Here is a 26,852-nt window from a genome sequence, read left to right on the forward strand (position 1 = left end):
CCCGCTACCTACAAATATTCGTGGGTTATTCGATCGTCGCGTCGCATATTAATCTACTGAATGGTATGTTCGCCGCTTTATTATTACGCTATTCAGGACGACCCGGAAAAATGATCCGCAGGATTTTTTGGCCAACAGGCAAGGCATGCCTCGCGCGTAAGCCCTATTTCCTTACTTTTATGCTTCTGCATATTGTTTTTTTAATTGCCATGGTTAGCGTGGCGAAGCTTCCCATACTGCCACTGCTCTGCCTGCTGGTTTACACGTGGGTGAAGATCAATATCAATGCGCAGCGCTGCCGGGATAGTGGATTAAAGGGGCGTTATGTCGTCATTTTGTCGATCCTGGTTTATCTCATTTCGCCAGTGGTCTCCGCGGCAGGTTTCGTGCTGGATGATGAATATCTGCTGCTCGGCGCTCAGCTCTATATTTGGTTCGACGGCCTGGTATTTTTTATGTTTATGTTCGCGCCAACGGAAGTAAAAACAGCTAATTAGTTTAAAAGACAGGATTTTTCAGGAGAGGAAAATGAGTACTATCAACGACTATGACTACCAGAAAGATGAATCGCTGAGCGATACGTGGAAATATCGCTTCGCCTTTTTTGAAAAGAATGGTTACCCCGGATTCTGGCGTCCTACTCCGGCGTGGAAACAAGCGTTTAAGCAGATGAAATTTGGGGAGAAAGTAACTGTTAACCAAAACTTCTACGCATTCTTCTTCGGCTGTATTTATCTCTTTATCCTGGGCCTGTGGAAAAAAGCGCTGACCTCTATTGGGCTGAACGTACTGGGATTATTAGTCGCCGCTCTTATAGGTTTCCCTTTCCTCTCCTTTATCGTACCCATGCTTATCATGATGCGAACGAATGTCTGGTATCACGAATATAAGGTTAAAGGCATCCAGACCTGGGGCCTGTAAAGAAAAAAGGTTCAGCACAGGCTGAACCTTTTTTTATCGCCTCAAAGCCAGTTGCGGCGTTTGAAGTAGAGGTAGGGAGCAAGGCCGGCGAGGATCATAAAGATAATCGCGCCGGGGTAGCCGAAGCTCCAGTGCAGCTCAGGCATAAACTCAAAGTTCATCCCATAGCTTGATGCCACCAGCGTTGGCGGCAGAAACACCACCGATACCACCGAGAAGATCTTGATGATTCGGTTCTGCTCGATATTGATAAAACCCATCGCCGCCTGCATCAGGAAGTTCACCTTCTGGAACAGGGATTCGTTATGCGGCAGCAGCGATTCGATATCGCGCAGGATCTCGCGCGCCTGCTCAAGCTGACCCGCCGGTAAACGCGCTTTGCGCACCAGGAAGTTCAGCGCACGCTGGGTATCCATCAGACACAACCGCACTTTCCAGCCGATATCTTCCTGCTCCGCAAGCGTTGAGAGCGCTTCGTCATACTCATCGCCCTGCTGCCCTTCCATAATGACGCGGCTGAGCTTTTCCAGATCGCTGTAGATGTTTTCAATCTCATCCGCCAGCTGTTCGATTTTGGTTTCGAAGAGATCGAGCAGCAGCTCGTAGGCGTTGCCGTCAACCATCTCCTGGCTGCGGGCGCGCATACGGTAGAGACGAAACGCGGGCAGTTCGCGCTCGCGCAGGGTAAAGAGACGCCCTTCGCGAATGGTGAATGCTACCGTTGAGTTGCCTGCGTGATCCTCCGCATCTTCATAAAAGAAGAAGGAGTGGATGTGCAGACCGTCTTCGTCTTCGAAAAAACGCGCCGAGGCTTCGATGTCTTCCAGTTCAGGTCGCGTAGCCAGATTCTGGCCCAATTCCGTTTGCACGCGGGTACGTTCATCATCGTCCGGCTCGACCAAATCCACCCAAACCGAGCTGGCGAGGTGTTTGATTTCGTCAGCCTCAAGACGGCTTAAACGATTGTTTTCCAGTTGAAATGCGCTCAGCATGGCCGGGACTCCCAATGCAAAAAATATCGGACAGTTCGCAGGGCACACAAGAAACAATTGGGGTTTCAGACCATTAAACAGTCTGACTCAGCGCGACGGGGATAAAGCGGGTCGCCGACAACCTCTAAGGCCATCAGCGTGAGGAGAAAGCCTTAGGAGTTGTTCCTGAAATCCAGGAAATTGAGCCAGCATCTACTGGGTGTGTCCAAGGCGAATGTCCTCTTAGCGTGATCGTGCGCGCATGTTACGCCAGCACTCAGGAGGCGTCAACACGCAACGAAACGCTAAAGAGCAATATTTGCCCTTCAGCGTATAAGGCTAGCAGAATATTACAAAATGATGATATTTTTCTGAAGGTTACACGGTTTCGAGCTTCGCATAGGCGGCGACTAACCACTTAATACCCTGCCCCTGGAACGCCACCTGCAAGCGGCTGTGCTCGCCGCTGCCTTCCATATTCACCACCGTGCCTTCGCCAAATTTGGCGTGGCGCACGCGCTGACCAAGCTTATAGCCCGTATCGCTCTGCGCCACCGGCGTGCCCATCCGCTGATGGCTGACCGGGCGGCTGATGCTGGCGCGCAAACGTACCTCTTCAACGCACTCTTCCGGCAGCTCGCCGATAAAGCGCGAAGGGCGGTGATAAACCTCTTTACCATACAACCGACGCGTTTCTGCGTAGGTTAAGGTCAGTTTTTGCATCGCGCGCGTGACGCCGACATAGGCCAGACGGCGCTCCTCTTCCAGACGACCACCCTCGTCAAGGGACATCTGACTCGGGAACATCCCCTCTTCCATGCCGACAATAAACACCTGCGGGAACTCAAGCCCCTTCGCCGAGTGCAAGGTCATCAACTGCACCGCGTCCTGCCAGGTGTCCGCCTGCCCTTCGCCCGCTTCCAGCGCCGCGTGAGAGAGGAACGCCTGCAGCGGCATTAAATCTTCATCTTCTTCGTTGTAGCTGAACTGCCGCGTTGCGGTGACCAGCTCCTCTAAGTTCTCAATTCGCGTCTGGCCTTTTTCGCCCTTCTCCTGCTCGTACATCGCGCGCAGGCCGGAATCGCTGATCACCCGGTCGGTTTGCACATGCAGCGGCATATCCGCCGTCTCCTGCGCCAGCGCGTCGATTAGCTCAAGAAAACGCTGCAACGCGCCCGCCGCACGGCCCGCCAGCGCTTTCTCTTGCAGCAGCTCGCGGGTCGCCTGCCACAGCGTCAGCTGGCGCTCACGGGAGGTCTGGCGAACAACGTCTAAAGTGCGATCGCCAATGCCGCGCGTCGGCGTATTCACCACGCGCTCATACGCGGCGTCATCGTTACGGTTAGCGATCAGGCGCAGATAGGCGAGCGCATCTTTAATCTCCTGACGTTCGAAGAAGCGCATGCCGCCATAGATGCGATAGGGCATGCTCGTCTGCAGTAACGCCTCTTCCAGCACGCGCGACTGGGCGTTGCTGCGATAGAGAATGGCGCACTGCGTCAGCTGGCCGCCGTTGTCCTGCCAGGCTTTGATGCGATTAACCACGAAACGCGCTTCATCCAGCTCGTTAAACGCGCAGTAGAGGGAGATTGGCTCGCCGGCGGTCCCTTCGGTCCACAGCTTTTTCCCCAGACGCCCATTGTTGTTCTCAATCAGGGCGTTGGCGGCGCTCAGAATATTGCTGGTAGAGCGGTAGTTCTGCTCAAGACGAATGGTTTGCGCGCCGGGAAAATCGGTGAGGAAGCGCTGGATGTTCTCCACCTGCGCGCCGCGCCAGCCGTAGATCGACTGATCATCGTCGCCGACAATCATCACCTTACCGGTATCGCCCGCCAGCAGGCGGATCCACGCGTACTGAATGTTGTTAGTATCCTGGAACTCATCCACCAGGATATTGGTAAAGCGTTCGCGATAGTGCTGCAGAATATGCGGTTTGTTCAGCCACAGCTCGTGGGCGCGCAGCAACAGCTCAGCAAAATCGACCAGCCCGGCGCGATCGCACGCCTCCTGATAGGCCTGGTAGACCTTCTGCCAGGTCTGCTCCACCGGATTGCCGAAGCTTTGAATATGGTGCGGGCGAATGCCCTCATCTTTTTGACCGTTGATGTAGTACATCGCCTGGCGCGCTGGCCACTGCTTCTCATCAAGGTTCATCGCTTTGATCAGACGCTTGAGCAGGCGCAGCTGATCTTCGCTATCGAGGATCTGGAAATCCTGCGGCAGCTTCGCGTCCATATGGTGCGCGCGCAGCAGCCGGTGCGCCAGCCCGTGGAAGGTGCCGACCCACATGCCGCCCTGGGTGGTGCCCATCAACTGGCCGATACGGTGGCGCATCTCCGCCGCCGCTTTGTTGGTAAAGGTGACCGCCATAATCGAGAAGGGCGAGCAGTTCTCTACGGTGATCAGCCATGCGATACGGTGTACCAGCACGCGCGTCTTGCCGCTTCCCGCTCCCGCCAGCACCAGCATATTGCTGCGTGTCGCCGCTACGGCGTCGCGCTGTTTGTCATTGAGGCTGTCGAGCAGATAAGAAACGTCCATAGGTACCGTCGCGTAGTCATCAGGAATTGAACAAAACGCCGGTGGCGCTTCGCGTACCAGGGTCCGGTTTGCGTGGGCGTATTCGCGCCGCGCCCGCCACCAAAACCCTGGTATTTTATACAGAACAATGGGTGATTATATCAGCGTAGTGAGGGATGCCAACCGCGAAATTTCCATATGTGGCAACAGCCGGCTGTCGCTGGCTTGCAGCAGATCTGCGCCCTCGGGTTTGATCCAGCAGGCCTGCATGCCGCAGCGGATCGCGCCCGCAACGTCGGTGGTGAGATCGTCGCCAACGTGCAAAATGTTGCCAATGGGCACGCCAAGACGCTCAGCGGCGCGGTGATACATATCGCTAAAGGGTTTCGAACGCCCGTCCGGCCCGGCACGCAGAACAAATTTGAAATAGTCGCCGAGCCCGAATAGCTCCGGCTGCGCATTACCGTTAGTGATCGCCACCAGCGGCCACTTTTCTGCCAGCTTCGCCAGCGTGTCGTGGGTCTCGTCCGGGACATCAATGCGGCTGCGCCAGTGCGCAAAGTTGGCCATGGCGGCTTCGGCACCGGCCGCGGCCTCTGCTGCCGTCAGCCCGGCATCGAGCATAGCGCGCTCAACGGCACGTCGCCGCCACTCGGTGACATCGTGATAGATATCCGGCTCGGTTTCGCGCAGCGCCTGGCGCAGACGCTTGAACTCGCTGTTCTCCAGCGTGCTGAGCGCCGGGTGGTAGCCCTGCAAAAAGGCCAGCGACTCCTGCTCTGTACGCTGGATCACCAGCCGGTTGTCATAAAGGGTGTCGTCCAGGTCGAAAGTGATCGCCGAGATCTCGCCTGGTGGGCGGTAAAAACGCATTATTTCCCCCGTTTTGCGCGCGGATGCGCCGCATCGTAGACCGAAGCAAGGTGTTGAAAATCAAGATGGGTATAGATCTGGGTGGTGGATAAATTGGCGTGCCCGAGCAGCTCCTGCACGCCGCGCAGATCGCCGCTCGACTCCAGCATATGAGTGGCAAAGGAGTGGCGCAGTTTATGCGGATGAACATGGCTGTTCAGCCCCTGCTTAATGCCCCATTCGGCAAACCGTTTCTGCACGTTGCGCGCCGAGATGCGCTTGCCGAGCTTTGAGAGGAACAGCGCATCGTCCTGCGCGCCAAACAATTCGCGCAGATCGAGCCAGTGCTCAACCCAGCTCACCGCGTTGCGGCCTATCGGCACGCGGCGCTCTTTACTGCCCTTGCCGAGCACCCACACTTCGCCGCTCTCCAGATCGAGGTGTTTGATATCGAGATTGACCAGTTCCGACAGACGCAGGCCCGCGCCGTACATCACTTCCAGCATCGCGCGGTCGCGCACCGCCAGCGGATCGTTAATGTCGATCTCCAGCAGACGGTTTACATCATCGACATCGATATTTTTCGGCAGATGGCGCGCGGCTTTCGGTGCCGAGATCCCTTTCGCCGGGTTGGCGGGCAGCTCGCCCTGGCTCACTAGCCAGTCGAAGAAGCTGCGCAGTGCCGAGAGCCGTAGCGCGAGACTCGCCGCGCCCAGCCCTTTGCGGCGGCTGCGGGTGGCAATTGAGCGCACCGTAGCCGCATCGCACTGTTGCCAGCTTTTGAGGCCGAGATCGTCCGCCATCGCCATAATGGCGTCCAGCTGGCGCTGATAGTTACGCAGGGTGATCGGGCTGAGCTGGCGCTCAACGCCGAGGTAACGCAAAAAGCGGGTAACGAGCGGGAAGAGCGGCGAAGCGGTCATGCGCGCGCGATCCAGCGCTCAAGCAGATCCGGCAGCATCTGCGCGATCTCCTCCAGCAGCTGGGTACCCTGACCATGTTGATAATGGTGCGGATCGCGGCTGCTGAACAGCACCACGCCGAGCGAGCCATCTTGCCCCATCAGCGACATCGCCACTGAACCGATGGCTTTCGCTTCCGGCAACAGCAGCAACAGCTCCGGCCCGTTGAGCGATCCCAGATAGTGATGCTGGTGACCAAGGCGCTGAATGCGCAGTGGCTCAAACGCCTGACGCGAGAGGGAGAGATGGGTGTAGCGCGACGGTGCGCCGAGACGCCAGCGATCCGGAAAGAGGCGCACCGTGGCCCCTGCCAGCCCTAAATCACGCGCCCAGCGGTGCAGGCGGTTCAGCATCTCATCAAGGCTTGGCGCGGAAGCCAGCCGGCTTTGCAGACGCAGCAGGCGATAAAAGAGCCCTTCGTTGGCGCTCGCCTGCTCCATCAGCAGCGTCATGTTCTCTTCCAGCGCGTTGATGTGGTTGCGCGAGCGCGCCATATGCCACTCCACCAGAGAAACCGTGTCGCGCACCGCATGCGGCACGCGCATCTGTTCCACCAGCCGCGCGTTACGGATAAAGAAGTCAGGATGGCGCACCAAATAGTCGGCAACGGTCTGATCTTCCAGCTCCGTCAGCGTCTCCTGCAATTCTTCCCCTGGTTGCTTCATAGATGAATAAACCCGTCATAGACATGTGCCGCCGGGCCAGTCATGTACAGCGGTTGGCCCGGGCCTTTCCAGGCGATATCAAGTCGACCGCCCGGTAACTCCACACGAACGCTTTCCGCCAGCAAGCCTTGCTGAATGCCGACGGCAACGGCTGCGCAGGCACCGCTTCCGCACGCCTGCGTTTCACCTGCGCCGCGCTCGAAAACGCGCAGGCGGATATGATCGGTTTTGACGACCTGCATAAAGCCGATATTGGCGCGTTCAGGAAAGCGCTCATGGCTCTCCAGCACCGGTCCCAGCGTCTCTACCGGCGCGTTTTCCACGCTATCGACCTGAATAACACAGTGCGGGTTGCCCATCGATACGACGCCGCAGAGCACGGTTTGTTCCGCCGCGCGCATAATATAGGTCTTCTCAGCTTTGTTCGCGCGAAACGGCACCTGCGACGGTTCGAAGTTCGGTTCGCCCATATTAACGCGCACCAGCTCATCTTCCGTTACGCTCAATACCATACGCCCGTTCGCCGTACTGACGCGAATGTCACGTTTATTGGTCAAACCTTTCAGGCGCACAAAACGGGCGAAACAGCGCGCGCCGTTGCCGCACTGCGACACTTCGCTGCCGTCAGCGTTAAAAATACGGTAGTGAAAATCGAGTTCTGGATCGTAAGGAGGCTCAACCACCAGCAGCTGATCGAAGCCTACGCCAAGATGGCGATCCGCCAGACGACGGATCAACTCCGGGGAGAAAAAGAGATTCTGCGTCACCGCGTCGACGACCATAAAATCGTTGCCAAGGCCATGCATCTTTGAGAACTGCATTATCTACTCCATTTACGCGGGTACAGAGCGGTAACGTCAATAATTCACCTGGGTCGGCGAGCCGGTATCGCCCCGATCGTTACTATTTGGAATAGTAGGCTGGATCGTGCTCTCCTGCGTTTTGGTTGGCGGCGGCGCGGTTTTATCGGCCGGAGGGAAGTAGAGCGGCCCTTTCAGACCACAGCCCGTCAGGCTGAACAGAGTCAGCACTACGGCCAGCGTGCGAAACAGATCTTTCATTATCGTTGCCTGTGAGTTGATTCTTACTGCGCTCTATCATCGCAGGAGAAGACACAAAAGCAAGAGTTTGCACGTTTAGGGCAACGGGAAATGTTTCGCGTTATACTGCGGCCATCATAAAAAACAGGAAAGCAGAATGAACGATTCAGAATTTCATCGCCTCGCCGACGGCCTGTGGCTCACCATCGAAGAACGCCTGGATGACTGGGACGGCGATAGCGATATCGACTGTGAAATCAACGGCGGCGTATTAACCCTCAGCTTTGAGAACGGCAGTAAAATCATTATTAACCGTCAGGAGCCGCTGCACCAGGTGTGGCTGGCGACAAAACAGGGCGGTTACCATTTCAATCTCAAAGGGGATGAGTGGGTCTGCGATCGCAGCGGCGAAACCTTCTGGGATCTGCTGGAGCAGGCGGCAAGCCAGCAAGCAGGCGAAAGCGTCACTTTCCGCTAAGACCCACTGCCCGGGAGACCGGGCAGCAATATCAGGAGAAGTACTGCTGCAACAGCGGTGCGGCGTTATCCTGATTGGCTGGCGATGCGGTGCTGATCGCCTGGTTGCGGAACGGTATCACCTGCGCACGCCCTTCAACATTCACAATCTGGTAGAACTGCGGCAGGTTGAAGTTGATAAAGCTTGAGCCGTAGGTAAAACGATCGTGGGAAGAGGAGAAGAAGCGGCTTACGTCGCGCACCAGCTCCTCTTTGCTGCCTTCGCAGTGGTGATACACTTCGGCGCGGTTGCTCTCATCCAGAATATAGATGTTAAAGCCCTCTTCCCCCGCCTCTTCAAAGAAGAACTGAATAATCCCTTCGCTGGCAAAACCATCCACCACCGCCGGTAACTCGACGTGGTTGGTCTCCACCTGCACCGACAAACCGTGCAGCTTGTTGTGGGAGATGGCACCGTAAAACTCGATAGCGTTTTCCAGCTTCTGCACCGAAACATTCACGCGCTCGAAGAACAAGCCCCAGGTTTGCCCCGCCACGCGCAGCGCTTTAAAGCGCCCGGTTTCGTGACGCGTCGTCGAGAGACGCAGCTCGATACATTCAGAGACCAACTGCTGCACGCGGGTGCGGATCAGGCCACGCAGATGCTGGCTATAACAGAACACTTCGACGCTATCCGGCGGCGCGGCATCCTGGTGCATTTTGCCGAGGATGGTTTTCAGCGCTTCAATCATCGCCTGCTCGCCGTTGAAGTGCAGAGTACGCACTTCGTTCCACGAGTTGCGGTAGAGCAGATCGACGCTGCCAACGAGGCAGTTTTGCTGCTCGCCGAAGCTGAAGACATCAAGCTTACGGAAATCAAAGTGCACCACCTGGTTACGGAACGCCGCGGTCGGGTCGTACTCCAGGTTGACGATAATCGCCAGATGGCGGATTTCGCACGGGCTGTAGAGCGCTTTCGGCGTCGGCGCAGGCAGGCGCAGCGGGAAGTGGTGCGAGACATCAGCAACCATCTCCTGCAGCTTCGGCAGATCGACAATGCCGTTGCCCTTAATAAACAGGCGCGTACGCGATGTCAGCAGGCCATTGAACCACGCCCAGGCGACCAGCTTATTCAGGTAGCGGTTATACTCCAGCGGCTGATGGCTGACGATGGAGTCCATGTTCGGCGCACGGTTGTAGAGATACCAACCGGTACGGTTGGCGCGGCCCGGCGGCACATGAATAAAGGTTAAGTTCGGTTCGGAGAGATCCGGTGAAATCTGCGGGTTCACCAGCGTCACTTTGCCCGGCAGCGCTTCAAACGCCGCGTAGAGTTTACGGGTTAAGACCCCGATATCCTGCGGGCTGGCGGAGACGCTCAGATTATTACGGCGGGCAAAGCGGATCAGGTTACGGTAGCTCTGCATCATCGCATCAAGCAGCTCATTGTGCGCTTCGCGCACCTGATCGATTTTCCAGTTAGCGCGGTTATCAAGCATTGCGAGGCGCGCTTCGTCCCAGCCCCACTCTTTCACTAACTGCGTGATCACTTCGCGGCGCCAGCCGACGCAGGCGCGTTCGCGGCTCAGTTTTTCACACACTTTTAAGTAGAAACATCGACGTACCAGGTCAAGACGCGTCGGATCCTCAATCGCTTCCAGATAGTGGGTGACGCGCTCAAGCATCATGCAGTAGTGATCGAGACCGAAGGAGACGATCTCACCATCGTGCAGGCGCTGTTTGATATCTTTCGCCAGCAGGCGGGTATTCGGATATTCCCAGGAGTAGGCTTCGAGCAGCAGGGTTTTCAGCACCGCTTTATAGGGCGAGTCGATACTCTTATAGAGCTGCCACAGGCTGGCACCGAAATACTCTTCCGCCGAGAGCGAGCTTAAGCCGCCCAGATCGAGCCACTCGTTCGGGGTCAGCACGCCCTGCGCGTAGAGCGTCATGACGTAATCGTCGTAATTCTCCTCTTCGTCGCCCGGCACCATATTCCAAAGAATACGTTTACCTGCCAGGCGCACGGCGGTGCGGTAGAACTCATCGAGCAGTAAAATGTGCTGCGTTGAGCCGCAATCTTCGCCGCCGAGGCTGCCGCTTTCATTATGGCGGAAGCGGTTCTCATCAATCAGGAAGAAGCTCACTTCCACGCCAAGGGAAGCCGCCCAGCTCTCCAGCAGGCTGCATTTACGCTGTAACAGCTGGCGCTCGTCGTTATCGAGCCAGGATTGGTGGCAGACCCAGATATCGAGATCGGAAGAGCAGCTCTGCCCAACCGAAGAGGTGCTGCCCATGGAGTAGACGCCGGTGATCGGCAGCTCGCCGGTCGGCGCATCCTGCGCAGGCAGGCCACGGTTCAGCTCAAGTTCGTTCAGGTAGTGGAGTTGGTTTTCATCAGGCGTGTAGAGGCAAATGCCATTGGGAACGTTACCGTCAAGGTAGCCAGGCATCAGCGGATGGTGATAGTGCAGTAATGTCGGCAGCAGACTGTAAACCTGCTGAAAAGCAGGGCCCATGGCAGCAAGCGCGCGATCCACACGCAGTTGATTAATGGCATCCAGTCGCTGTTTCAGCGTCTCAATATAGAGGTACAAGACATATCGCCTGATGTTTTATACACACCTTCATGCTGATGTTTTGTAGGCCGCAGCTTGAAAAGGGGTGCGTAGACAGAAAATCCAAAAGTAGCCGTTGCCCTTTTTTCGTCGTTATCGTTATGGGAGGACAGACGAAAAAATGGTCTAAAACGTGATCAATCTAACACCTTGCTCATTGACCGTAAAGAAAGATGCGCTACAAACCAGTTTAGCATTAAACGCACTCTGTAAATTCCGAATTACATCCCGCGCTGCGCCTGTTGCGCGGCGCGAGACCCGCAATCGACCGTGAACACTGACACCCTAATGCAACAGTGTTAGGATGGTCAACGGACGAAATTGACGGTATCAAGCATGGTAGACAATGTTTTAAGAATTGCCACACGGCAAAGCCCGCTTGCGCTCTGGCAGGCACATTATGTAAAAGCGCGCCTTGAAGCGAGCCATCCGGGGTTAGCCGTTGAGCTGGTGCCGATGGTCACGCGCGGCGATGTGATCCTCGATACGCCGCTGGCGAAAGTGGGTGGCAAAGGCCTGTTCGTCAAAGAGCTTGAACGGGCGCTGCTCGACAACCACGCCGACATCGCCGTGCACTCAATGAAAGATGTCCCGGTCGACTTTCCCGATGGACTTGGTCTGGTGACGATTTGCGAACGCGACGATCCGCGCGACGCCTTTGTCTCTAACCGTTATACGTCTCTGGACGAACTGCCCGCAGGCAGTATTGTCGGCACCTCAAGTTTACGTCGCCAGTGTCAGCTGGCTGCGCTGCGCCCCGATCTGGTGATCCGCTCGCTGCGCGGCAACGTTGGCACCCGCCTGAGCAAGCTCGATAACGGCGAATACGATGCGATTATCCTCGCCGTCGCCGGTCTTAACCGCCTGGGTCTTAGCGATCGCGTACGCTGGGCGCTGCCGCCGGAAATCTCACTCCCGGCCGTCGGCCAGGGCGCGGTAGGCGTTGAGTGCCGTCTTGACGATGCGCGCACCCGCGCGCTGCTGCAGCCGCTGAATCATGATGAGACCGCAATCCGCGTTAAAGCCGAGCGGGCGATGAACACCCGTCTTGAAGGCGGCTGCCAGGTGCCAATCGGCAGCTATGCTGAATTGATTAACGGCGAACTCTGGTTGCGCGGGCTGGTTGGCGCGCCGGATGGTTCGACGATGATACGCGGCGAGCGTCGTGGCCAACCGGAAGATGCAGTAAAAATGGGTATTTCGCTGGCCGAAGAGCTGCTGGATAACGGCGCGCGCGCCATTCTTGCTGATATTTACAACGGAGAAGCCCCCGCATGAGTATCCTGGTCACCCGTCCCTCTCCCTCCGGGGAAGAGTTAGTGAGCCGACTGCGCACACTGGGTTTGGTGGCCTGGAGCTTTCCGTTGATTGAATTCACGCCGGGTCGTGAGCTGCCTTTATTACCCGGTAAGCTTGCCAGGCTCGGCGCGAATGACCTTGCGTTTGTGCTGTCGCAGCACGCTGTCTCCTTCGCGCATGCCCATTTGCAGCAGGCTGGCCTCTCCTTCCCGACGGAACCGGCCTGGTTTGCCATTGGGCGGACCACTGCGCTCGCGCTGCATACGGTAAGCGGTATCGATGTGCGCTACCCTCACGACCGGGAAATCAGCGAAGTGTTGCTACAATTACCTGAATTGCAAGATGTTCAGGGCAAGCATGCGCTAATCTTACGGGGCAATGGCGGACGCGAGCTGTTGGCGGAAACGTTAACTGAGCGCGGCGCGAATGTTGAATTTTGCGAGTGTTATCAACGCAGTGCAAAATTTTATGACGGTGCAGAAGAAGCAATGCGCTGGCATACGCGGGGTGTCTCAACGCTGGTGGTCACCAGCGGCGAAATGCTGCAGCAACTTTTTTCACTTATTCCTCCCTGGTATCGGGAGAACTGGTTACTTCGCTGCCGCCTGGTGGTGGTAAGCGAACGTCTGGCGAACCTTGCCCGGGAACTGGGCTGGCAAGAGATTCAGGTCGCTGACAATGCCGACAACGATGCGCTGCTTCGCGCATTACAATAACTCTCATAATGGGAAGCCATAATGACGGAACACGAAAACTCCTCCGCCGTGGTTGAAGAGACCAAAGCGGCTGACGGCGTAACGCCGCTGCCGGAGAAAGCAGAGAAGAAGAGACGCGCTAACAGGACCAGCCTCGCGCTAAGCGCGATCGCCATCGCTATTGCGCTGGCATCGGGCGCCGGGCTTTATGGCTGGGTGAAGCATCAAAATAAAACCCTGCAGACCAGCAATGGCGAAATCGCCGACCAGCTGATCGCGCTACAACAGACGCAGGATAAGCAGCGTACTGAGCTGGAAGGGGTGATTAAACAGCAGGCTGATGCGCTGGCGGCAGAAAAACGCCAAAGCGAAGCGCTGGCGAAGCAGCTTGATGAAGTTCAGCAGAAAGTCGCGACCATCTCCGGCTCCGATGCCAAAACCTGGCAGCTGGCGCAGGCTGATTTCCTCGTCAAACTGGCGGGCCGTAAGCTGTGGAGCGATCAGGATGTCACCACCGCGGCCGCGCTGCTGAAAAGCGCTGACGCAAGTCTTGCGGATATGAACGATCCGAGCCTGATTACTGCACGTCGTGCCATCACCGACGATATCGCCAGTCTCTCCTCCGTGACGCAGGTCGATTATGACGGGGCCATTCTCAAGCTGAACCAGCTCTCCAACCAGATCGATAACCTGCGACTCGCCGACAATAACGACGATGATTCGCCGATGGATTCCGACAGCGGCGAGCTCTCAAGCTCCATCAGCGAGTGGCGCGTTAACCTGCAAAAAAGCTGGCGCAACTTTATGGACAGCTTTATTACCATTCGCCGCCGCGATGAAACCGCCGTGCCGCTGTTAGCGCCGAATCAGGATGTCTATCTGCGTGAGAACATCCGCTCGCGCCTGCTGGTCGCGGCGCAGGCCGTTCCGCGTCATCAGGAAGAGACCTATAAACAGGCGCTGGATAACGTGTCGACGTGGGTTCGCGCCTACTACGATACGGACGATGCGGCCACCAAAGCGTTTCTCGAAGAGGTGGATAAGCTCGGCCAGCAATCTATCGCCATGGAGCTGCCCGAATCGCTCCAGAGCCAGCCGATTCTGGAAAAATTGATGCAGACCCGCGTGCGCAACCTGCTCGCGCAGCCCGCTGTGCCGTCTGAACAGGCGCCCGCCGCGCCCGCCGATGCAGCGCAGGGAGAATAATCATGCTGAAAGTATTATTGCTCTTTGCACTGCTTCTCGCCGGGATCGTGCTGGGCCCGATGCTCGCCGGGCATCAGGGTTATGTGCTGATCCAGACGGATAACTACAACATTGAAACCAGCGTCACGGGTCTGGCGATCATGCTGGTGCTGACGCTGGTGGTCTTCTTTGCCCTGGAGTGGCTGCTGCGTCGGATCTTCCGTACCGGCGCGCATACCCGCGGCTGGTTTATGGGTCGTAAGCGCCGTCGCGCGCGCAAGCAGACAGAACAGGCGTTGCTGAAGCTGGCGGAAGGCGATTATCAGCAGGTTGAGAAGCTGATGTCGAAAAATGCCGATCACGCGGAACAACCGCTGGTTAACTATCTGCTGGCAGCGGAAGCCGCCCAGCAGCGCGGCGATGAAATGCGCGCTAACCAGCACCTCCAGCGCGCTGCCGAACTGGCAGAGAATGACCCGATTCCGGTCGAGATCACCCGCGTTCGTCTGCAACTGGCGCGCAATGAGAACCATGCTGCGCGTCACGGCGTCGATAAACTGCTGGAGATCGCGCCGCGCCACCCGGAAGTGCTGCGTCTGGCGGAACAGGCCTATATTCGCACCGGTGCGTGGACGTCGCTGCTCGATATCATTCCTTCGATGGCGAAAGCTAACGTTGGCGATGAAGAGCACCGCGACATGCTGCAACAGCAGGCGTGGATCGGCATTATGGATCAGGCGCGTGCCGATCAGGGCAGCGATGGTCTGAAGGGCTGGTGGAAGAATCAGAGCCGTAAAACGCGTCATCAGGTGGCGCTGCAGGTGGCAATGGCGGAGCACTTAATTGAGTGTGACGATCATGACACCGCGCAGGAGATCATTCTCGACGGCCTGAAGCGGCAGTATGACGATCGTCTGGTGCTGGTGATCCCGCGTCTGAAGACTAATAACCCGGAACAGGTTGAAAAAGTGCTGCGCCAGCAGATCAAAACGCAGGGCGATCGCCCGCTGCTGTGGAGCACGCTCGGTCAGTCGCTGATGAAACATGGTGAGTGGCAGGAAGCGACGATTGCATTCCGCGCTGCGCTGAAACAGCGCCCGGATGCGTTTGATTACGCCTGGCTCGCAGACTGTCTCGACCGCCTGCGCCAGCCTGAAGAGGCCGCAACAATGCGTCGCGATGGCCTGCTGTTAACGCTGCAGAACAATCCGCCCGCTTAAGCCCTTCCCTTCGCGTTACAGTGTTTATCTGTGGCGCGAAGCCTCTCCTTTCTCCCGCCATAAAAAAACGCCTGTCAGCATACACTGACAGGCGTTAAAACAGGTCTTTGACAACTAATGGGTGCTTCACTCAACGTTATGCCCATGGTGTTTGATGAGGCCGAAGCGACATCTCTCGGTGGACGATAAGCACCATAAAACGGCTCTGCGTCATTCCTGGGTTTATGAGGCCAGAAGGCGAACATAAGAGATGGAATGAGCATCTACGCCAGTATTATTGCACATAGCGTGCCAACCCTGCATTAATAAACGTTATATCGCGCAACCTTTTAATAAACCTCTATATTCAGGCTGCTGGCGGGCAGTGAGCGCCTTCACACGCTTCTGTGCAGACACAATGTGTCGCTATGGGACGACATATCTACGCCATTTTGGGTAAAGGGTTTTTAATCAATAGGTTACATGTAGCTGATAGGCGACAGCGCCTGATGAGAATGTCGCTGAAGAGCAACAGGGAGAAAATGAGGAAAACCTGAACCGCAGAAAACAAAAAACCCCGCTTACGCGGGGTTCAAAATTGGTCGGCGAGAGAGGATTCGAACCTCCGACCCACTGGTCCCAAACCAGTTGCGCTACCAAGCTGCGCTACTCGCCGTTTTTACTGCTTTTTGACTTTTTTGTTCAATCAAAGTTGTGGTGCGAGGGGGGGGACTTGAACCCCCACGTCCGTAAGGACACTAACACCTGAAGCTAGCGCGTCTACCAATTCCGCCACCTTCGCATCGCCACGAAACTTTTTACTGCTAAATAATGGGGTGGCTAATGGGACTCGAACCCACGACAACTGGAATCACAATCCAGGGCTCTACCAACTGAGCTATAGCCACCACTGTAAATCTGTTCACGCGGTATCGTGATAATTCACGAACCACCGCAGCTCAAGCGCCGGGTTAAAATGGCGCGCCCGACAGGATTCGAACCTGAGACCTCTGCCTCCGGAGGGCAGCGCTCTATCCAGCTGAGCTACGGGCGCGTAGCGCCGTTGCGGGGGTGGATAGTACGGACTTCGGGGGCAGCTGTCTAGTGCTTTTTTGAAGAAAAATGCGCGTTTGGTTATGCTTTGCGCACTTTGTCTCTTATTCACCCATCCGGGGCGTTGCCGCACGGCGATCGAAGCCAAATAGCTTATATACCAGCGTCACGGCAGCCAGGAAGATCACGCCGACAAACAGCGACATACGGGTGTCTTCATTGAATCCCATGCCAATCAGCACGCAGACGAGGAAGGCCATGGTGAGCCAGTTCGCCCACGGGAACAGCATCGAGCGGAACGGATGGCTGGCAATCGCCTCTTTGTGAACCTTGCGAAAACGCAGCTGGCTAATCAGGATCACGAACCACGGCACCATGCCCGGCAACACGCTGGCGCTATAGACATAGACAAACACGCGCTGCGGGTTAGGAATGATGTAGTTCAGGCATGAACCGATGAGCAGGATGATAATCGAGATAGTCACCCCCACCGCCGGCACGCCGTTTTTCGAGACGTTGGCAACCGCTGCCGGTAACTGGCGGTTCTTCGCCAGTGCATAGAGCATACGGCCACAGCTGTACATGCCGCTGTTACAGCCGGAGAGCGCCGCCGTCAGCACAACAAAGTTGATAATACCTGCCGCCGCGGTAATACCGATTTTCGCGAAGGTCAGGACGAACGGGCTGCCGTTGGTACCAATTTCATTCCACGGGAAGATAGTGACGATAACGAAGATTGCGCCGACATAGAAAATCAGGATGCGCCACAGCACCTTGCTTACCGCACTGCGCAGCGTCACCTGCGGGTTTTTCGCTTCACCCGCGGTAATACCAATCAGCTCAACGCCCTGATACGAGGCGACAACAATACAGAGCGCGGTGAGGAACCCTTTCCAGCCGCCGGCGAAGAAGCCGCCATGCTCGGTGAGATTGCTAAAGCCGATGGAGTGACCGCCATTGCCAAAGCCGAAGAAAATCACGCCCAGGCCCACGATGATCATCACAATGATGGTGGTGACTTTGATCATCGCAAACCAGAACTCAATCTCGCCATACAGGCGCACCGCCGCGAGGTTCGCCAGCGCTACCAGCCCAACGGCAATCAGGGCTGGTATCCACTGGGCGAGATCCGGGAACCAGAACTGGACATAGACGCCAATGGCGGTGATTTCCGAAATCCCTACCGCCATCCACATAAACCAGTAGGACCAGGCGGTGAGATAACCAAAGAAGGGGCTCATGTAACGATGAGCGTAGACGGCGAACGACCCGGCGACCGGTTCAAGGAAGAGCATTTCGCCCATCGAACGCATAATAAAGAAGACGAAAAGTCCGGCAATAATATAGGCCAGCAGAACTGACGGGCCAGCCCACTTCAGGGTGCTGGCAGCGCCCATAAACAGGCCAACGCCGATGGTGCCGCCAAGGGCAATTAATTCAATGTGACGAGACTCCAGCCCACGCTGAAGTTCGGGTTGTTTTTCGGCCATAAATCCTCTGTTGTATTTGCTTCTTGCTTCGCCCGCATCGCGGGTTATTGTTATGAGTTTCCCTCATCTCATCGCAGGCGATACTGCTCCGCCCCGCGAAAGGGAGGGCGCAAAATCAGCGCGGCGCTGCAATGAGAGAGCGAATGGTTTCTTAAATCGACGGAAATGGCAAACGATGTGTATAAAAAATCCTGGTAGCGCACAATAAAAGAGCAGCCAGAGAGGGAAAGGCAGCGCATTGCGCCGCCGGAGGGGTTCAGAGTTTTCCGCTGTAGTGCCAGCGTAAATAACGCAGCAGACGGAGCTGGCGTTTCAGGCGCGAAGGCTGCGACAGCAGACGGTATAGCCACTCAAGGCCGAGGTTCTGCCAGAATTTCGGTGCGCGCTTAACATGTCCGGTAAAGACATCGTAAGTGCCGCCGACGCCCATATAGAGCGCATCCGGACAGACAAGGCGACAGTCACGCATAAAAATCTCCTGCCGCGGCGAGCCCATCGCCACGGTGACGATCTTCGCCCCGCTGTCGCGAATGGCTGCAAACAGCGCCTCGCGCTGCTCGGGTTTGAAGTAGCCATCCTGGCAACCCACAACATTCACCTGCCACTGGTCACGCAGTTTCTGCACGGTTTGCGCCAGCACGTCCGGCTTACCGCCCACCAGGAAGACCGGCGTGCCCGTCTCCCCTGCCCGCGCCATTAACGCTTCCCACAAATCGGCACCCGCCACGCGGGAGACCTGCGCCTGCGGAAACTTTTTGCGTATTGAGCGCACGACGCTGATGCCATCGGCGTATTTAAACTCCGCCGCCTCAATCAGCGCGCGAACCTCGGCATCATCTTCCAGCGTCAGCATTTTTTCGGCATTGATTGCCACCAGCGTGCCCTGCTCTACGCGCCCGTCACCGAAGAGATGATCCAGCGCGTGGGGCATATCGCGCCAGCCAATCAACTTCAGGCCGCGCAGATCATACAGCGGTGCCGCCGTCTTATCCGTCATGTTTGATCCTTTTACAACTGGGAGAGCGGCTTGACCGCGCGCGCGCCGCGACGCTGTATCAACCCGGCGCTATCGAATAGCCAGTACAGCAGTTTCGCCGCCAGCAGGCAGAAAGCGAAAACGGCGAGGAAAAAGACCACACGAGAGGCGAACGCATCCAGCCCTTCACGCGCCAGCACAATCATGTTGAAGATCGCCCCGAAGCAGAAGCTGTGCAGGATCGCCGCCTTGTAGCGGTTCGTTTCCCGGTTGCCCAGGGCATAAACCCAGTCGAACCATTTGATAATAAGCCCCACCGCTGCCGCACCCAGCGGAATAAACCACGCGCCGCCCATCACCACTAAAGAGCCAATCAGCGTTGGCGAAATCGCCAGCCCTGAGTGGTTATTCAGCACTTCCCAAGTAAAGTAGTTCGCGGTGTTAAGCACAACACCCGGGCGCGATGGCCACAGCCAGGTGGGGATAAAGACGTAGAAGTCGCGCACAATTGGCGCCAGCCCCTGAAACTCAATCTTGTCGTAGTTTTGCAGCAGCAGCGCGAGGTTTTCCCACGGCGAGAAGGTATCGCGCGTCAGATAGAGGAAGGTGTAAAACGCTTCATCACCGCGCACATCCAGCCCGTAGCGTTTCAGCGCCAGCCAGAACATGCCAACAATACCGAGCACGCCCGCCGCCGCCAGCATCCACAACGAGATCCAGCCGCGAATAATGCCGATAAACAGGAAGATGGCGAAGGCAATGATGATATTGGCGCGCGTACCGCCAACAATCATGTAGGTCAGCAGGCCAAACGCCACGGTGCTGACCAAAAAGAAGAGCCAGGTCTGGGCATTCTGGCGCAGGAAGTAGACCACCAGCATCGCCGGAATAAAGAAATAGAAGAAGCGCTTCAGCGCTACGCCGGAGACTTCGCTGGAGAAAATCTGGCTATAGGAGTGCAGACGGAAGAGTAAAAACCCGTTGTGCATAAAGAAGATGCCAACGCTCACCAGCGCGATGACCATCAGGATCACCCACGTCAGATGCGCCTCTACCCGGTTAATAGTAAAGAGCGGACGCCGCGGCGTAAGCGACGACGAGGCGCGCAGCCGCGTTTTATAGGTCACATAGTAGATGCCATAGAAGCAGGCCGCCGCCAGCAGCGTCTGCATCAGGATATCCGGCGGCGCAACGCCAACGTTGAAGCGGAACACCAGCACGCTGGTCAGCGGAAAACCGAAGAAGAAGGTCAGCAAAAAGAGCAGCGAGAAGAAGACGTTAAAGTTAAAACGTACGCGGCGAAATTCGAACCAGGTTAGCGTGCCGATAAACAGCGTCGCCAGCAACCAGATAACAAACAGTCCGCAAAATTCGAGTGGGCTCATCCGTTGATCCCCGCAGCGTTAAGGAGCGCGTTGTGCCACAGCGTTTCGTAATGTGGGCTGAAAAAGGCGATGGCGTTTTTATCCACCGCTAACAGCTGGCGGCGGGCCTCACGAATCACCGCCTCATCCAGCGCATCGCCGGTAAAGAGAACGGGAATGCCTTCCGCCACCATATCGCGCCAGAAAGGGTTTTCCCTGTTCAGCACACAGGGCACGCCCGCCTGAATCAGCAGACACATCGTACCGATCCCCTGCTGGCGGGCAAAAATGAAATAGCCCAGATCGCACTGCGCGAGCAGCCCGAGATAGGCATCAAAATCCATTTTCTCATCGAGAATGCGCAGGTTGTCAGCGCTGAAGAGCGCCAGCCCGGCGCTGCGTACTGCGGCGATATAAGCCTCGTTATTCGCCGGATAGCCCATCGGCAAAATGATATTGACCGTATCGCCAAACTGACGGTGGATCGCCTGCAGGGCGGCAATATGCTCATTACTCGCATCGCCGGAGTTGCCGACCAGAATCGTCAGCTTGCCCGTCTGCGGGCGTTCATCCGCCATGTTGTTCAGCGCCGGATCCATACGTGTTGGGAAGTAGAGCAGTTCACCAGGCACTTTAGGGTTACGTTCGGCAAACCACGCCAGATCGCCGCGGGTCGCAAAGATACGGCCTACGCGACGCTGCGCTAAACGGCGCAGCGGATAAAAGAGACGGAATTTCAGGCTGCGGGAGACTTCATACAGATCGGCGCCCCAGGCGTGCCAGTAGAACTGCTCGCGCTTGATAGCGCCTTGCAGCAGCGCCAGCCAGAGATCGAAATTAAACTGGCCGTGGAAGAAGAAGCGCTGCTGACGTTGCGCTTTCGCCCGCGCGATGACCGCTTTTGCCAGACTCTTTTTGTCGGGATAAAAATGCAGCGTCAGCGCGGGATAGCGCGCCCGCTGCGACTCGTCGCGCCCGACAACCATAAACTCGCGGGCATACTCTCCCGATGCCGCAAGATGGTCGTTAAAGAAGCGCAGCACAGTCTGGTTATGGTGTGGGATATCCGATCCCAGTATGTGAATCAGTGCAGTCATGCCTTTTTACGCCAAATCAAAAAAACGCCGCAACAAACAGCGAAATAGATAATGTAGGTGGCCATGTAGGCCTGCGCCGCGCCCGCCGCGCCGTGCGCCGGAATAAGCCAGCGCGCGAAGAGCGTCAGCAACGCAAACTGGCTTATCTCAGCCAGTATATAGAATCGCAGCGAGGCCTTCGCGATGACTAAATAGCCAAAGACGTAAGCCCCCACTTTCAATACATCCCCGACCAGCTGCCAGGCGAAGAGATCGCGCATGGCGATAAACTTCTCGGAAAAGAGCAGCCAGATCGCCACATCGCGCAGCAGCCAGACGCCGAGACTCACCGCCGCCACGGCGGGCAGCACAAAGCGCAGTGACCTGCCGATTTCACGCGAGATCTCCTGCTTTGTCACCAGCCGCGACAACGTCGGTAACAGATAGACGCTAAACGAGGCGGTAATAAACTGCAGGTAAGCATCCGATATCGTGCTTACCCCCTGCCAAATCCCCACGTCATCCCAGCTGTAGTGGGCAGCAAGTTGGTTTCGCATCATCACGTAAGCCAACGGCATCGTAAATGAGGTGATGAGCGCCATCAGGGTAAATTTACCCAGTTGACCTGCCAGCACACGATCCCACTGCGGCCTAAAGAAACGCAGCGATATCGCTTTGCTTCTCAGCAGCATCGCCATCGCCGGGATCACCACCAGCGCAGGCACCAGCGCCAGCCCCAGCAGCGCACCCTGATAGCCGCCAATGCGGTAACAGAGATACCAGGCCAGCACGCCAATGAGGCTGCCGATAATCAGCGACAGCGCATTCCCCGCCGCATCGCGGAACCCTTTCATTACCGCCAGCAGCAGGTTGGCCCAGGCGATGCCCATCTGTACCAGCGCAACTAAGCGCACAAGCCCCTGATAGTGGGTATGACCAAACAGCCCCTGGCTGATGGGCGCGGCAGCGAGCAGGAACAGCAGCGCCAGCAGGGTTGAGAAGCCGAGCACCATCGCCGATGAGGTGCCGACAACCACGCGCAAATGCGCGGGATCGTCATGCGACTGCGCCACAAACTTAGTGACGCCATTAAAAATCCCCGCGCCCGCCAGCACGCCAAGCACGGTAATCAGCTGGCGAAAGTTACCCGCCTGTCCGACGCCGGATGGCCCGAACGCCATCGCCAGCAGTTTGACCACCAGCAGTCCCGCGCCGATTTTGACCAGCGTGCTTGCGGCAGTCCAGAGCGATGCTTTTGCCAGTGACATATCAGCTGAAGTAGCTCAGAAGCGTGCTGATCACCGCCCGCTGATTGACCGACGTCAGGTTGTAGAAGAGCGGCAGGCGAAGCAACCGCTCACTCTCTTGCGTGGTATAGCGGTCTTCGCCGTGAAAGGTGCCGAACTTCTCGCCGGCCGGCGAGGCGTGCAGCGGGATATAGTGGAACACCGCCATAATCTCCGCTTCCTTCAGGAAGGCGATCAGCTTGCTGCGATCCGCTTCGTCGCGCAGCTTAATGTAAAACATGTGCGCATTGTGGCTGCACTCTGCCGGAATCGAGGGCAGTTCAATGCGCCCGGTTTTTGCCAGCGGGGAGAGCGCATCATAGTAGTTTTGCCACAAGGCCAGCCGCTGCTGGTTAATGCGATCGGCTGACTCCAGCTGCGCCCACAGGTAGGCGGCCTGCAAATCGGCCATCAAATAGCTGGAGCCGATATCGCGCCAGGTGTATTTATCGACCTGCCCACGGAAGAACTGGCTGCGATTGGTGCCCTTTTCACGAATCACTTCGGCGCGTTCAACCAGCGCGCGATCGTTAATCAGCGTCGCGCCGCCTTCGCCGCCCGCGGTGTAGTTTTTGGTTTCGTGAAAACTGAAGCAGCCAATATGGCCGATGGTGCCTAATGCCCGTCCTTTGTAGGTCGACATCACGCCCTGCGCGGCATCTTCCACCACGAACAGCTTATGCTTTTGCGCGATCGCCATGATGGTGTCCATTTCACAGGCAACGCCCGCGTAATGCACCGGCACAATCGCTCGCGTCTTATCGGTGATCGCCGCTTCAATCCGCGTCTCATCGATGTTCATCGTATCCGGACGGATATCAACGAAGACGATCTTCGCTCCACGCAGCACAAAGGCGTTGGCGGTGGAGACGAAGGTGTAGCTCGGCATGATCACTTCATCGCCAGGCTGGATATCCAGCAGCAGCGCGGCCATCTCCAGCGATGCGGTGCATGAAGGCGTCAGCAGGACTTTGGCGCTGTGAAAACGCTGCTCCATCCACTGCTGGCAGCGGCGGGTAAAACCGCCGTCGCCGCATAATTTCCCGCTGCCCATTGCCGACTGCATGTAGTCAATTTCCGTTCCTACTACCGGTGGTGCATTGAAAGGGATCATAGCGTTACCTGTATAGCCATAAGGCGGTGCTTTCTACGTTCGCGCCGCTCTGAATATATCGTTTAAGTGCGGCAGTATTCCCAAGCTGGGTCGCCACACACACGTGCGTTAACTGCCGCGCTCGCGCCCACTGGCACGCCGCCTGCATCAATTTCTCGCCCATACCGCGTCCGCCCAGCAGGCCAATACGCGCCTCGTGCTCATTAAGCTGGCGAAGGGAGACAAAACCGCTGATGGCATCCTCCTGCGCGCGGAAAATCAGACACTGGTGGTCGAAAAGACCCTTTACCGCGTTTTCAATCCACTGCGCGTAGAAACGACCGCTCGCCTCAGGCGCATACCAGGGCGCGCGAAAGCGGCTCTGGACAAACATCTCTGCCGCCATCTGACGAAGCGCGGGAATATCGCTTTCACCTGCCACAGTAGCGACCGGATCGACACCCTGTGCGGCAACCGGCAATCGCAAATCGATCTCACCTTCGACCAGTTGAAAACCCAGCTGTTGCAGGGCATCAAGCTGATGGGTTTGCGCGGCGGGCAATTTCACCTGCAGGCGTTCCCACTGTGCAAAATCTGCGCCAGTAAGCGCGGGTGCGGAAGGATTCAGACGAATAATCGCGCTGCGCAGACCAAAAAAAGCGCTTTCCCATACCAGCTCATCTATCGTGCCATGCACCGCCATGCTAAATCCTTAGCGCCAGACGCCTTTGGTATCGACGATCCACGGCTGCGAAATGGTGGCGGCATCGACCGCTTTAAACTGCTTATGGTCGACCAGCATCACCAGCACATCGGCCTGCGCCAGCGCATCCTTGGTGTTGACCAGCGTGCTGTGCCCGGCCATTTTCTCCGGCAGCGTGTGGATATTCGGTTCGACGACCAGCGTCTGGCCGCTGTGCCACTGGGCGATGTCATGCGCGATCTCCATCGCCGGGCTTTCACGCAGATCGTCAATGTTCGGTTTAAACGCCAGCCCGAAGCAGGCAATTTTAACCTCGCTGGCGCGCTTGCCGCTCGCAGTGAGGCAATCGGCGACGGTGGCTTTCACCTGGTTCAGCACCCAGTGCGGTTTGTGATCGTTCACTTCACGCGCGGTACGGATAAGCCTTGCCTGATCGGGGTTCTGCGCCACGATAAACCATGGGTCGACCGCGATACAGTGGCCGCCGACGCCTGGACCGGGCTGCAGAATATTGACGCGCGGATGGCGATTCGCCAGGCGGATCAGCTCCCAGACGTTGATCCCCTGATCGGCGCAAATCAGCGACAGTTCGTTGGCAAAAGCGATGTTAACGTCGCGGAAGCTGTTTTCTGTCAGCTTGCACATCTCGGCGGTGCGGGCGTTAGTGACCACACACTCGCCTTCAAGGAAGATTTTATAAAGCTCGCTGGCGCGGGCAGAACACTTGGGTGTCATACCGCCAATCACGCGGTCATTTTTAATCAGTTCGACCATTACCTGGCCCGGCAGTACGCGCTCCGGGCAGTAGGCGATATTCACGTCCGCCTGCTCGCCAGCCTGCTGAGGGAAGGTGAGATCCGGGCGAGTCTCGGCGAGCCACTGCGCCATCTGCTCCGTCGCACCAACCGGTGAGGTGGATTCGAGGATCACCAGCGCGCCTTTATGCAGCATGGGCGCAATGGATTTAGCTGCGGCTTCAACGTAGGCCATATCCGGCTCGTGATCGCCTTTAAACGGTGTTGGCACCGCAATCAGGTAGGCGTCTGCCGCAACAGGCGTGGTGCTGGCGCGCAGGTAACCGCCCTCCACCGCCGCTTTTACTACGCTATCCAGTTCCGGCTCAACGATATGGATCTCGCCACGGTTAATGGTCTCCACGGCACGCGCGTTGATGTCCACCCCTACGACCTGCTTCTGCCGGGAGGCAAAAGCCGCTGCGGTAGGCAGGCCAATGTAGCCGAGGCCAATCACGGAAATGGTTGTAAAGCTCATAGTGTTACCTGATTGTGTTTAAGTGCGTGCAAAATTCGGCCACAAGCCTGCCCATCCCCGTAAGGGTTGTGCGCGCGGCTCATGGTCTGCCATGCTTCATTGTCATTAAGCAGGAGCGTGACCTCATCGACGATGCACTGGCGATCGGTGCCCACCAGTTTTACGGTTCCGGCATCGACGGCCTCTGGCCGCTCGGTCGTGTCACGCATTACCAGCACCGGTTTACCCAGTGAAGGCGCCTCCTCCTGAATGCCGCCGGAGTCCGTCAGGATCAGCCAGGCGTGGTTCATCAACCACATGAAGGGTAAATAATCCTGCGGCTCAATCAAAAAAACGTTCTCAACCGGCCCGAGAATGCGGTTTACCGGCTCGCTGACATTAGGATTGAGGTGCACGGGATAGACAATCTGGACATCATCATTCTGGGCAGCGATATCCGCCAGCGCGTGACAAATCTGTTCAAAGCCCTGGCCGAAACTCTCCCGGCGGTGGCCGGTAACCAGCACCAGTTTTTTCTTTGCATCCAGGAAAGGGTAGCGGGCTGCCAGCGCCTCATATTGCGCGGGGTTGTTCATCACGCTATCACGTACCCAGAAGAGCGCATCAATCACCGTATTGCCGGTAACGAAAATGCGCTCATCGGCAACGTTTTCCCGGCGTAAATTTTGCCGGGAGTTCTCTGTCGGCGCGAAGTGGTACATCGCCAGATGACCCGTCAGCGTGCGGTTAGCCTCTTCCGGCCAGGGAGATGAGAGATCGCCGGTACGCAGACCTGCTTCCACATGCCCTACGGGTATGCGTTGATAAAACGCGGCGAGGCTTGCAGCAATGGTGGTAGTGGTATCGCCGTGAACCAGCACGACATCCGGGCGGAACGCTTCCAGAATGGGTTTTAATCCCTGCAAAATACCGCAGGTAATTTCGGTTAGCCCCTGCCCGGGACGCATAATATTTAGATCGTAATCCGGGACGATAGAGAAGAGGTTCAGCACCTGATCGAGCATCTCCCGATGCTGTGCAGTGACGCAAACTCTTGCCTCAAAGTCAGGATCCTTTGCCAGCGCATGAACCAGCGGTGCCATTTTGATGGCTTCTGGTCGCGTGCCGAATACGGTCAGTACTTTCACAACGATTCTCTTTAATTAGAGGATGGAGG

Annotated in this window: 25 protein-coding genes and 4 tRNA genes; 7 read left to right on the forward strand and 22 right to left on the reverse strand. The window is 57.0% G+C overall.

Annotated elements, in window-relative coordinates:
* The first annotated feature begins 110 nt into the window (after positions 1-110).
* On the forward strand, positions 111-497 hold the full coding sequence (locus tag ABIC80_RS22710) for a hypothetical protein (RefSeq protein WP_076770420.1): 387 nt from the start codon (positions 111-113) through the stop codon (positions 495-497).
* A 31-nt stretch (positions 498-528) separates the two neighbouring features.
* A complete protein-coding gene (locus ABIC80_RS22715) occupies positions 529-921 on the forward strand; it encodes a DUF2628 domain-containing protein (RefSeq protein ID WP_139567411.1) in 393 nt (130 codons plus the stop codon).
* A gap of 41 nt (positions 922-962) precedes the next feature.
* Here the strand turns inward: ABIC80_RS22715 and corA are convergent, their stop codons facing one another.
* The 8 genes from corA to lptM all read right to left on the reverse strand — a co-directional run bounded on the left by corA (position 963) and on the right by lptM (position 7,952).
* Positions 963-1,913 (reverse strand): magnesium/cobalt transporter CorA, encoded by a 951-nt coding sequence (gene corA, locus ABIC80_RS22720; RefSeq protein ID WP_023479615.1) that lies wholly within the window; start codon positions 1,911-1,913, stop codon positions 963-965.
* 152 nt (positions 1,914-2,065) lie between these two features.
* The gene (gene ysgD / locus ABIC80_RS22725; protein ID WP_353656052.1) at positions 2,066-2,122 is read right to left on the reverse strand and encodes a YsgD/CorL family protein; all 57 of its coding nucleotides are present in this window, start codon (positions 2,120-2,122) and stop codon (positions 2,066-2,068) included.
* Positions 2,123-2,270: 148 nt separating this feature from the next.
* Positions 2,271-4,433, reverse strand: a complete 2,163-nt coding sequence (uvrD, locus tag ABIC80_RS22730; protein ID WP_042714303.1) for a DNA helicase II — start codon at positions 4,431-4,433, stop codon at positions 2,271-2,273.
* 135 nt (positions 4,434-4,568) lie between these two features.
* Entirely contained in the window at positions 4,569-5,285 is a 717-nt protein-coding gene (gene yigB, locus ABIC80_RS22735) for a 5-amino-6-(5-phospho-D-ribitylamino)uracil phosphatase YigB (RefSeq protein WP_094419070.1), read from the reverse strand.
* Positions 5,285-6,187, reverse strand: a complete 903-nt coding sequence (gene xerC, locus ABIC80_RS22740) for a tyrosine recombinase XerC (protein WP_124970845.1) — start codon at positions 6,185-6,187, stop codon at positions 5,285-5,287. The genes yigB and xerC overlap by 1 nt, the downstream gene beginning before the upstream one ends.
* Positions 6,184-6,891: a DUF484 domain-containing protein gene (locus ABIC80_RS22745; RefSeq protein ID WP_042714298.1), complete on the reverse strand. Its 708-nt coding sequence runs from the start codon at positions 6,889-6,891 to the stop codon at positions 6,184-6,186. The genes xerC and ABIC80_RS22745 overlap by 4 nt, the downstream gene beginning before the upstream one ends.
* Complete coding sequence (gene dapF / locus ABIC80_RS22750) at positions 6,888-7,712, reverse strand: diaminopimelate epimerase (RefSeq protein ID WP_023479551.1); 825 nt, start codon at positions 7,710-7,712, stop codon at positions 6,888-6,890. Before dapF ends, ABIC80_RS22745 begins: the two co-directional genes overlap by 4 nt.
* 36 nt (positions 7,713-7,748) lie before the next feature.
* Positions 7,749-7,952 carry an LPS translocon maturation chaperone LptM gene (gene lptM, locus ABIC80_RS22755; protein WP_042714296.1) on the reverse strand — a complete coding sequence of 68 codons (204 nt, stop codon included), beginning with the start codon at positions 7,950-7,952 and terminating at the stop codon, positions 7,749-7,751.
* Positions 7,953-8,088: 136 nt separating this feature from the next.
* Between lptM and cyaY the strand changes: the two genes are divergently transcribed.
* Positions 8,089-8,409, forward strand: a complete 321-nt coding sequence (gene cyaY, locus ABIC80_RS22760) for an iron donor protein CyaY (RefSeq protein ID WP_200135337.1) — start codon at positions 8,089-8,091, stop codon at positions 8,407-8,409.
* 31 nt (positions 8,410-8,440) lie between these two features.
* Here cyaY and cyaA read toward each other — a convergent pair whose 3' ends face one another.
* Positions 8,441-10,984 carry a class I adenylate cyclase gene (cyaA, locus tag ABIC80_RS22765; RefSeq protein WP_023479540.1) on the reverse strand — a complete coding sequence of 848 codons (2,544 nt, stop codon included), beginning with the start codon at positions 10,982-10,984 and terminating at the stop codon, positions 8,441-8,443.
* Between the two features lie 357 nt (positions 10,985-11,341).
* Here cyaA and hemC point away from each other — a divergent pair, with 357 nt between their 5' ends.
* The 4 genes from hemC to hemY are packed head-to-tail and all read left to right on the forward strand — an operon-like array spanning position 11,342 to position 15,404.
* A complete protein-coding gene (gene hemC / locus ABIC80_RS22770) occupies positions 11,342-12,283 on the forward strand; it encodes a hydroxymethylbilane synthase (protein WP_429178637.1) in 942 nt (313 codons plus the stop codon).
* On the forward strand, positions 12,280-13,020 hold the full coding sequence (gene hemD, locus ABIC80_RS22775) for a uroporphyrinogen-III synthase (RefSeq protein ID WP_413312396.1): 741 nt from the start codon (positions 12,280-12,282) through the stop codon (positions 13,018-13,020). The genes hemC and hemD overlap by 4 nt, the downstream gene beginning before the upstream one ends.
* 21 nt (positions 13,021-13,041) lie before the next feature.
* Positions 13,042-14,205 (forward strand): uroporphyrinogen-III C-methyltransferase, encoded by a 1,164-nt coding sequence (gene hemX, locus ABIC80_RS22780; RefSeq protein ID WP_200580782.1) that lies wholly within the window; start codon positions 13,042-13,044, stop codon positions 14,203-14,205.
* A 2-nt stretch (positions 14,206-14,207) separates the two neighbouring features.
* Entirely contained in the window at positions 14,208-15,404 is a 1,197-nt protein-coding gene (gene hemY / locus ABIC80_RS22785; protein WP_042713026.1) for a protoheme IX biogenesis protein HemY, read from the forward strand.
* Positions 15,405-15,982: 578 nt separating this feature from the next.
* On the opposite strand, the gene ABIC80_RS22790 is transcribed toward hemY, so the two are convergent.
* The 13 genes from ABIC80_RS22790 to wecB all read right to left on the reverse strand — a co-directional run bounded on the left by ABIC80_RS22790 (position 15,983) and on the right by wecB (position 26,823).
* A tRNA-Pro gene (locus ABIC80_RS22790) sits at positions 15,983-16,059 on the reverse strand.
* Positions 16,060-16,098: 39 nt separating this feature from the next.
* A tRNA-Leu gene (locus ABIC80_RS22795) sits at positions 16,099-16,185 on the reverse strand.
* Between the two features lie 30 nt (positions 16,186-16,215).
* Positions 16,216-16,291: transfer RNA gene (locus ABIC80_RS22800), tRNA-His, on the reverse strand.
* Between the two features lie 69 nt (positions 16,292-16,360).
* Positions 16,361-16,437, reverse strand: a tRNA-Arg gene (locus ABIC80_RS22805).
* A 103-nt stretch (positions 16,438-16,540) separates the two neighbouring features.
* Positions 16,541-17,926, reverse strand: a complete 1,386-nt coding sequence (gene thrP, locus ABIC80_RS22810; RefSeq protein WP_200135334.1) for a bifunctional threonine/serine APC transporter ThrP — start codon at positions 17,924-17,926, stop codon at positions 16,541-16,543.
* A 256-nt stretch (positions 17,927-18,182) separates the two neighbouring features.
* Complete coding sequence (gene wecG / locus ABIC80_RS22815) at positions 18,183-18,923, reverse strand: lipopolysaccharide N-acetylmannosaminouronosyltransferase (RefSeq protein ID WP_076770425.1); 741 nt, start codon at positions 18,921-18,923, stop codon at positions 18,183-18,185.
* Positions 18,924-18,934: 11 nt separating this feature from the next.
* Positions 18,935-20,287 carry an ECA oligosaccharide polymerase gene (gene wzyE / locus ABIC80_RS22820; RefSeq protein ID WP_042714906.1) on the reverse strand — a complete coding sequence of 451 codons (1,353 nt, stop codon included), beginning with the start codon at positions 20,285-20,287 and terminating at the stop codon, positions 18,935-18,937.
* Positions 20,284-21,363 (reverse strand): TDP-N-acetylfucosamine:lipid II N-acetylfucosaminyltransferase, encoded by a 1,080-nt coding sequence (locus ABIC80_RS22825; protein ID WP_429178639.1) that lies wholly within the window; start codon positions 21,361-21,363, stop codon positions 20,284-20,286. Before ABIC80_RS22825 ends, wzyE begins: the two co-directional genes overlap by 4 nt.
* Complete coding sequence (wzxE, locus tag ABIC80_RS22830; protein ID WP_429178641.1) at positions 21,360-22,610, reverse strand: lipid III flippase WzxE; 1,251 nt, start codon at positions 22,608-22,610, stop codon at positions 21,360-21,362. Before wzxE ends, ABIC80_RS22825 begins: the two co-directional genes overlap by 4 nt.
* A 1-nt stretch (position 22,611) precedes the next feature.
* Positions 22,612-23,742 carry a dTDP-4-amino-4,6-dideoxygalactose transaminase gene (gene rffA / locus ABIC80_RS22835; protein WP_429178643.1) on the reverse strand — a complete coding sequence of 377 codons (1,131 nt, stop codon included), beginning with the start codon at positions 23,740-23,742 and terminating at the stop codon, positions 22,612-22,614.
* Between the two features lie 4 nt (positions 23,743-23,746).
* Complete coding sequence (gene rffC, locus ABIC80_RS22840) at positions 23,747-24,424, reverse strand: dTDP-4-amino-4,6-dideoxy-D-galactose acyltransferase (RefSeq protein WP_429178645.1); 678 nt, start codon at positions 24,422-24,424, stop codon at positions 23,747-23,749.
* A gap of 9 nt (positions 24,425-24,433) precedes the next feature.
* Positions 24,434-25,696: a UDP-N-acetyl-D-mannosamine dehydrogenase gene (gene wecC / locus ABIC80_RS22845; protein WP_429178647.1), complete on the reverse strand. Its 1,263-nt coding sequence runs from the start codon at positions 25,694-25,696 to the stop codon at positions 24,434-24,436.
* On the reverse strand, positions 25,693-26,823 hold the full coding sequence (gene wecB / locus ABIC80_RS22850) for a non-hydrolyzing UDP-N-acetylglucosamine 2-epimerase (protein ID WP_429178649.1): 1,131 nt from the start codon (positions 26,821-26,823) through the stop codon (positions 25,693-25,695). The genes wecC and wecB overlap by 4 nt, the downstream gene beginning before the upstream one ends.
* Positions 26,824-26,852: the final 29 nt, after the last annotated feature.

Source organism: Kosakonia sp. 1610 (genome assembly GCF_050435845.1).
GTDB lineage: Bacteria > Pseudomonadota > Gammaproteobacteria > Enterobacterales > Enterobacteriaceae > Kosakonia > Kosakonia cowanii.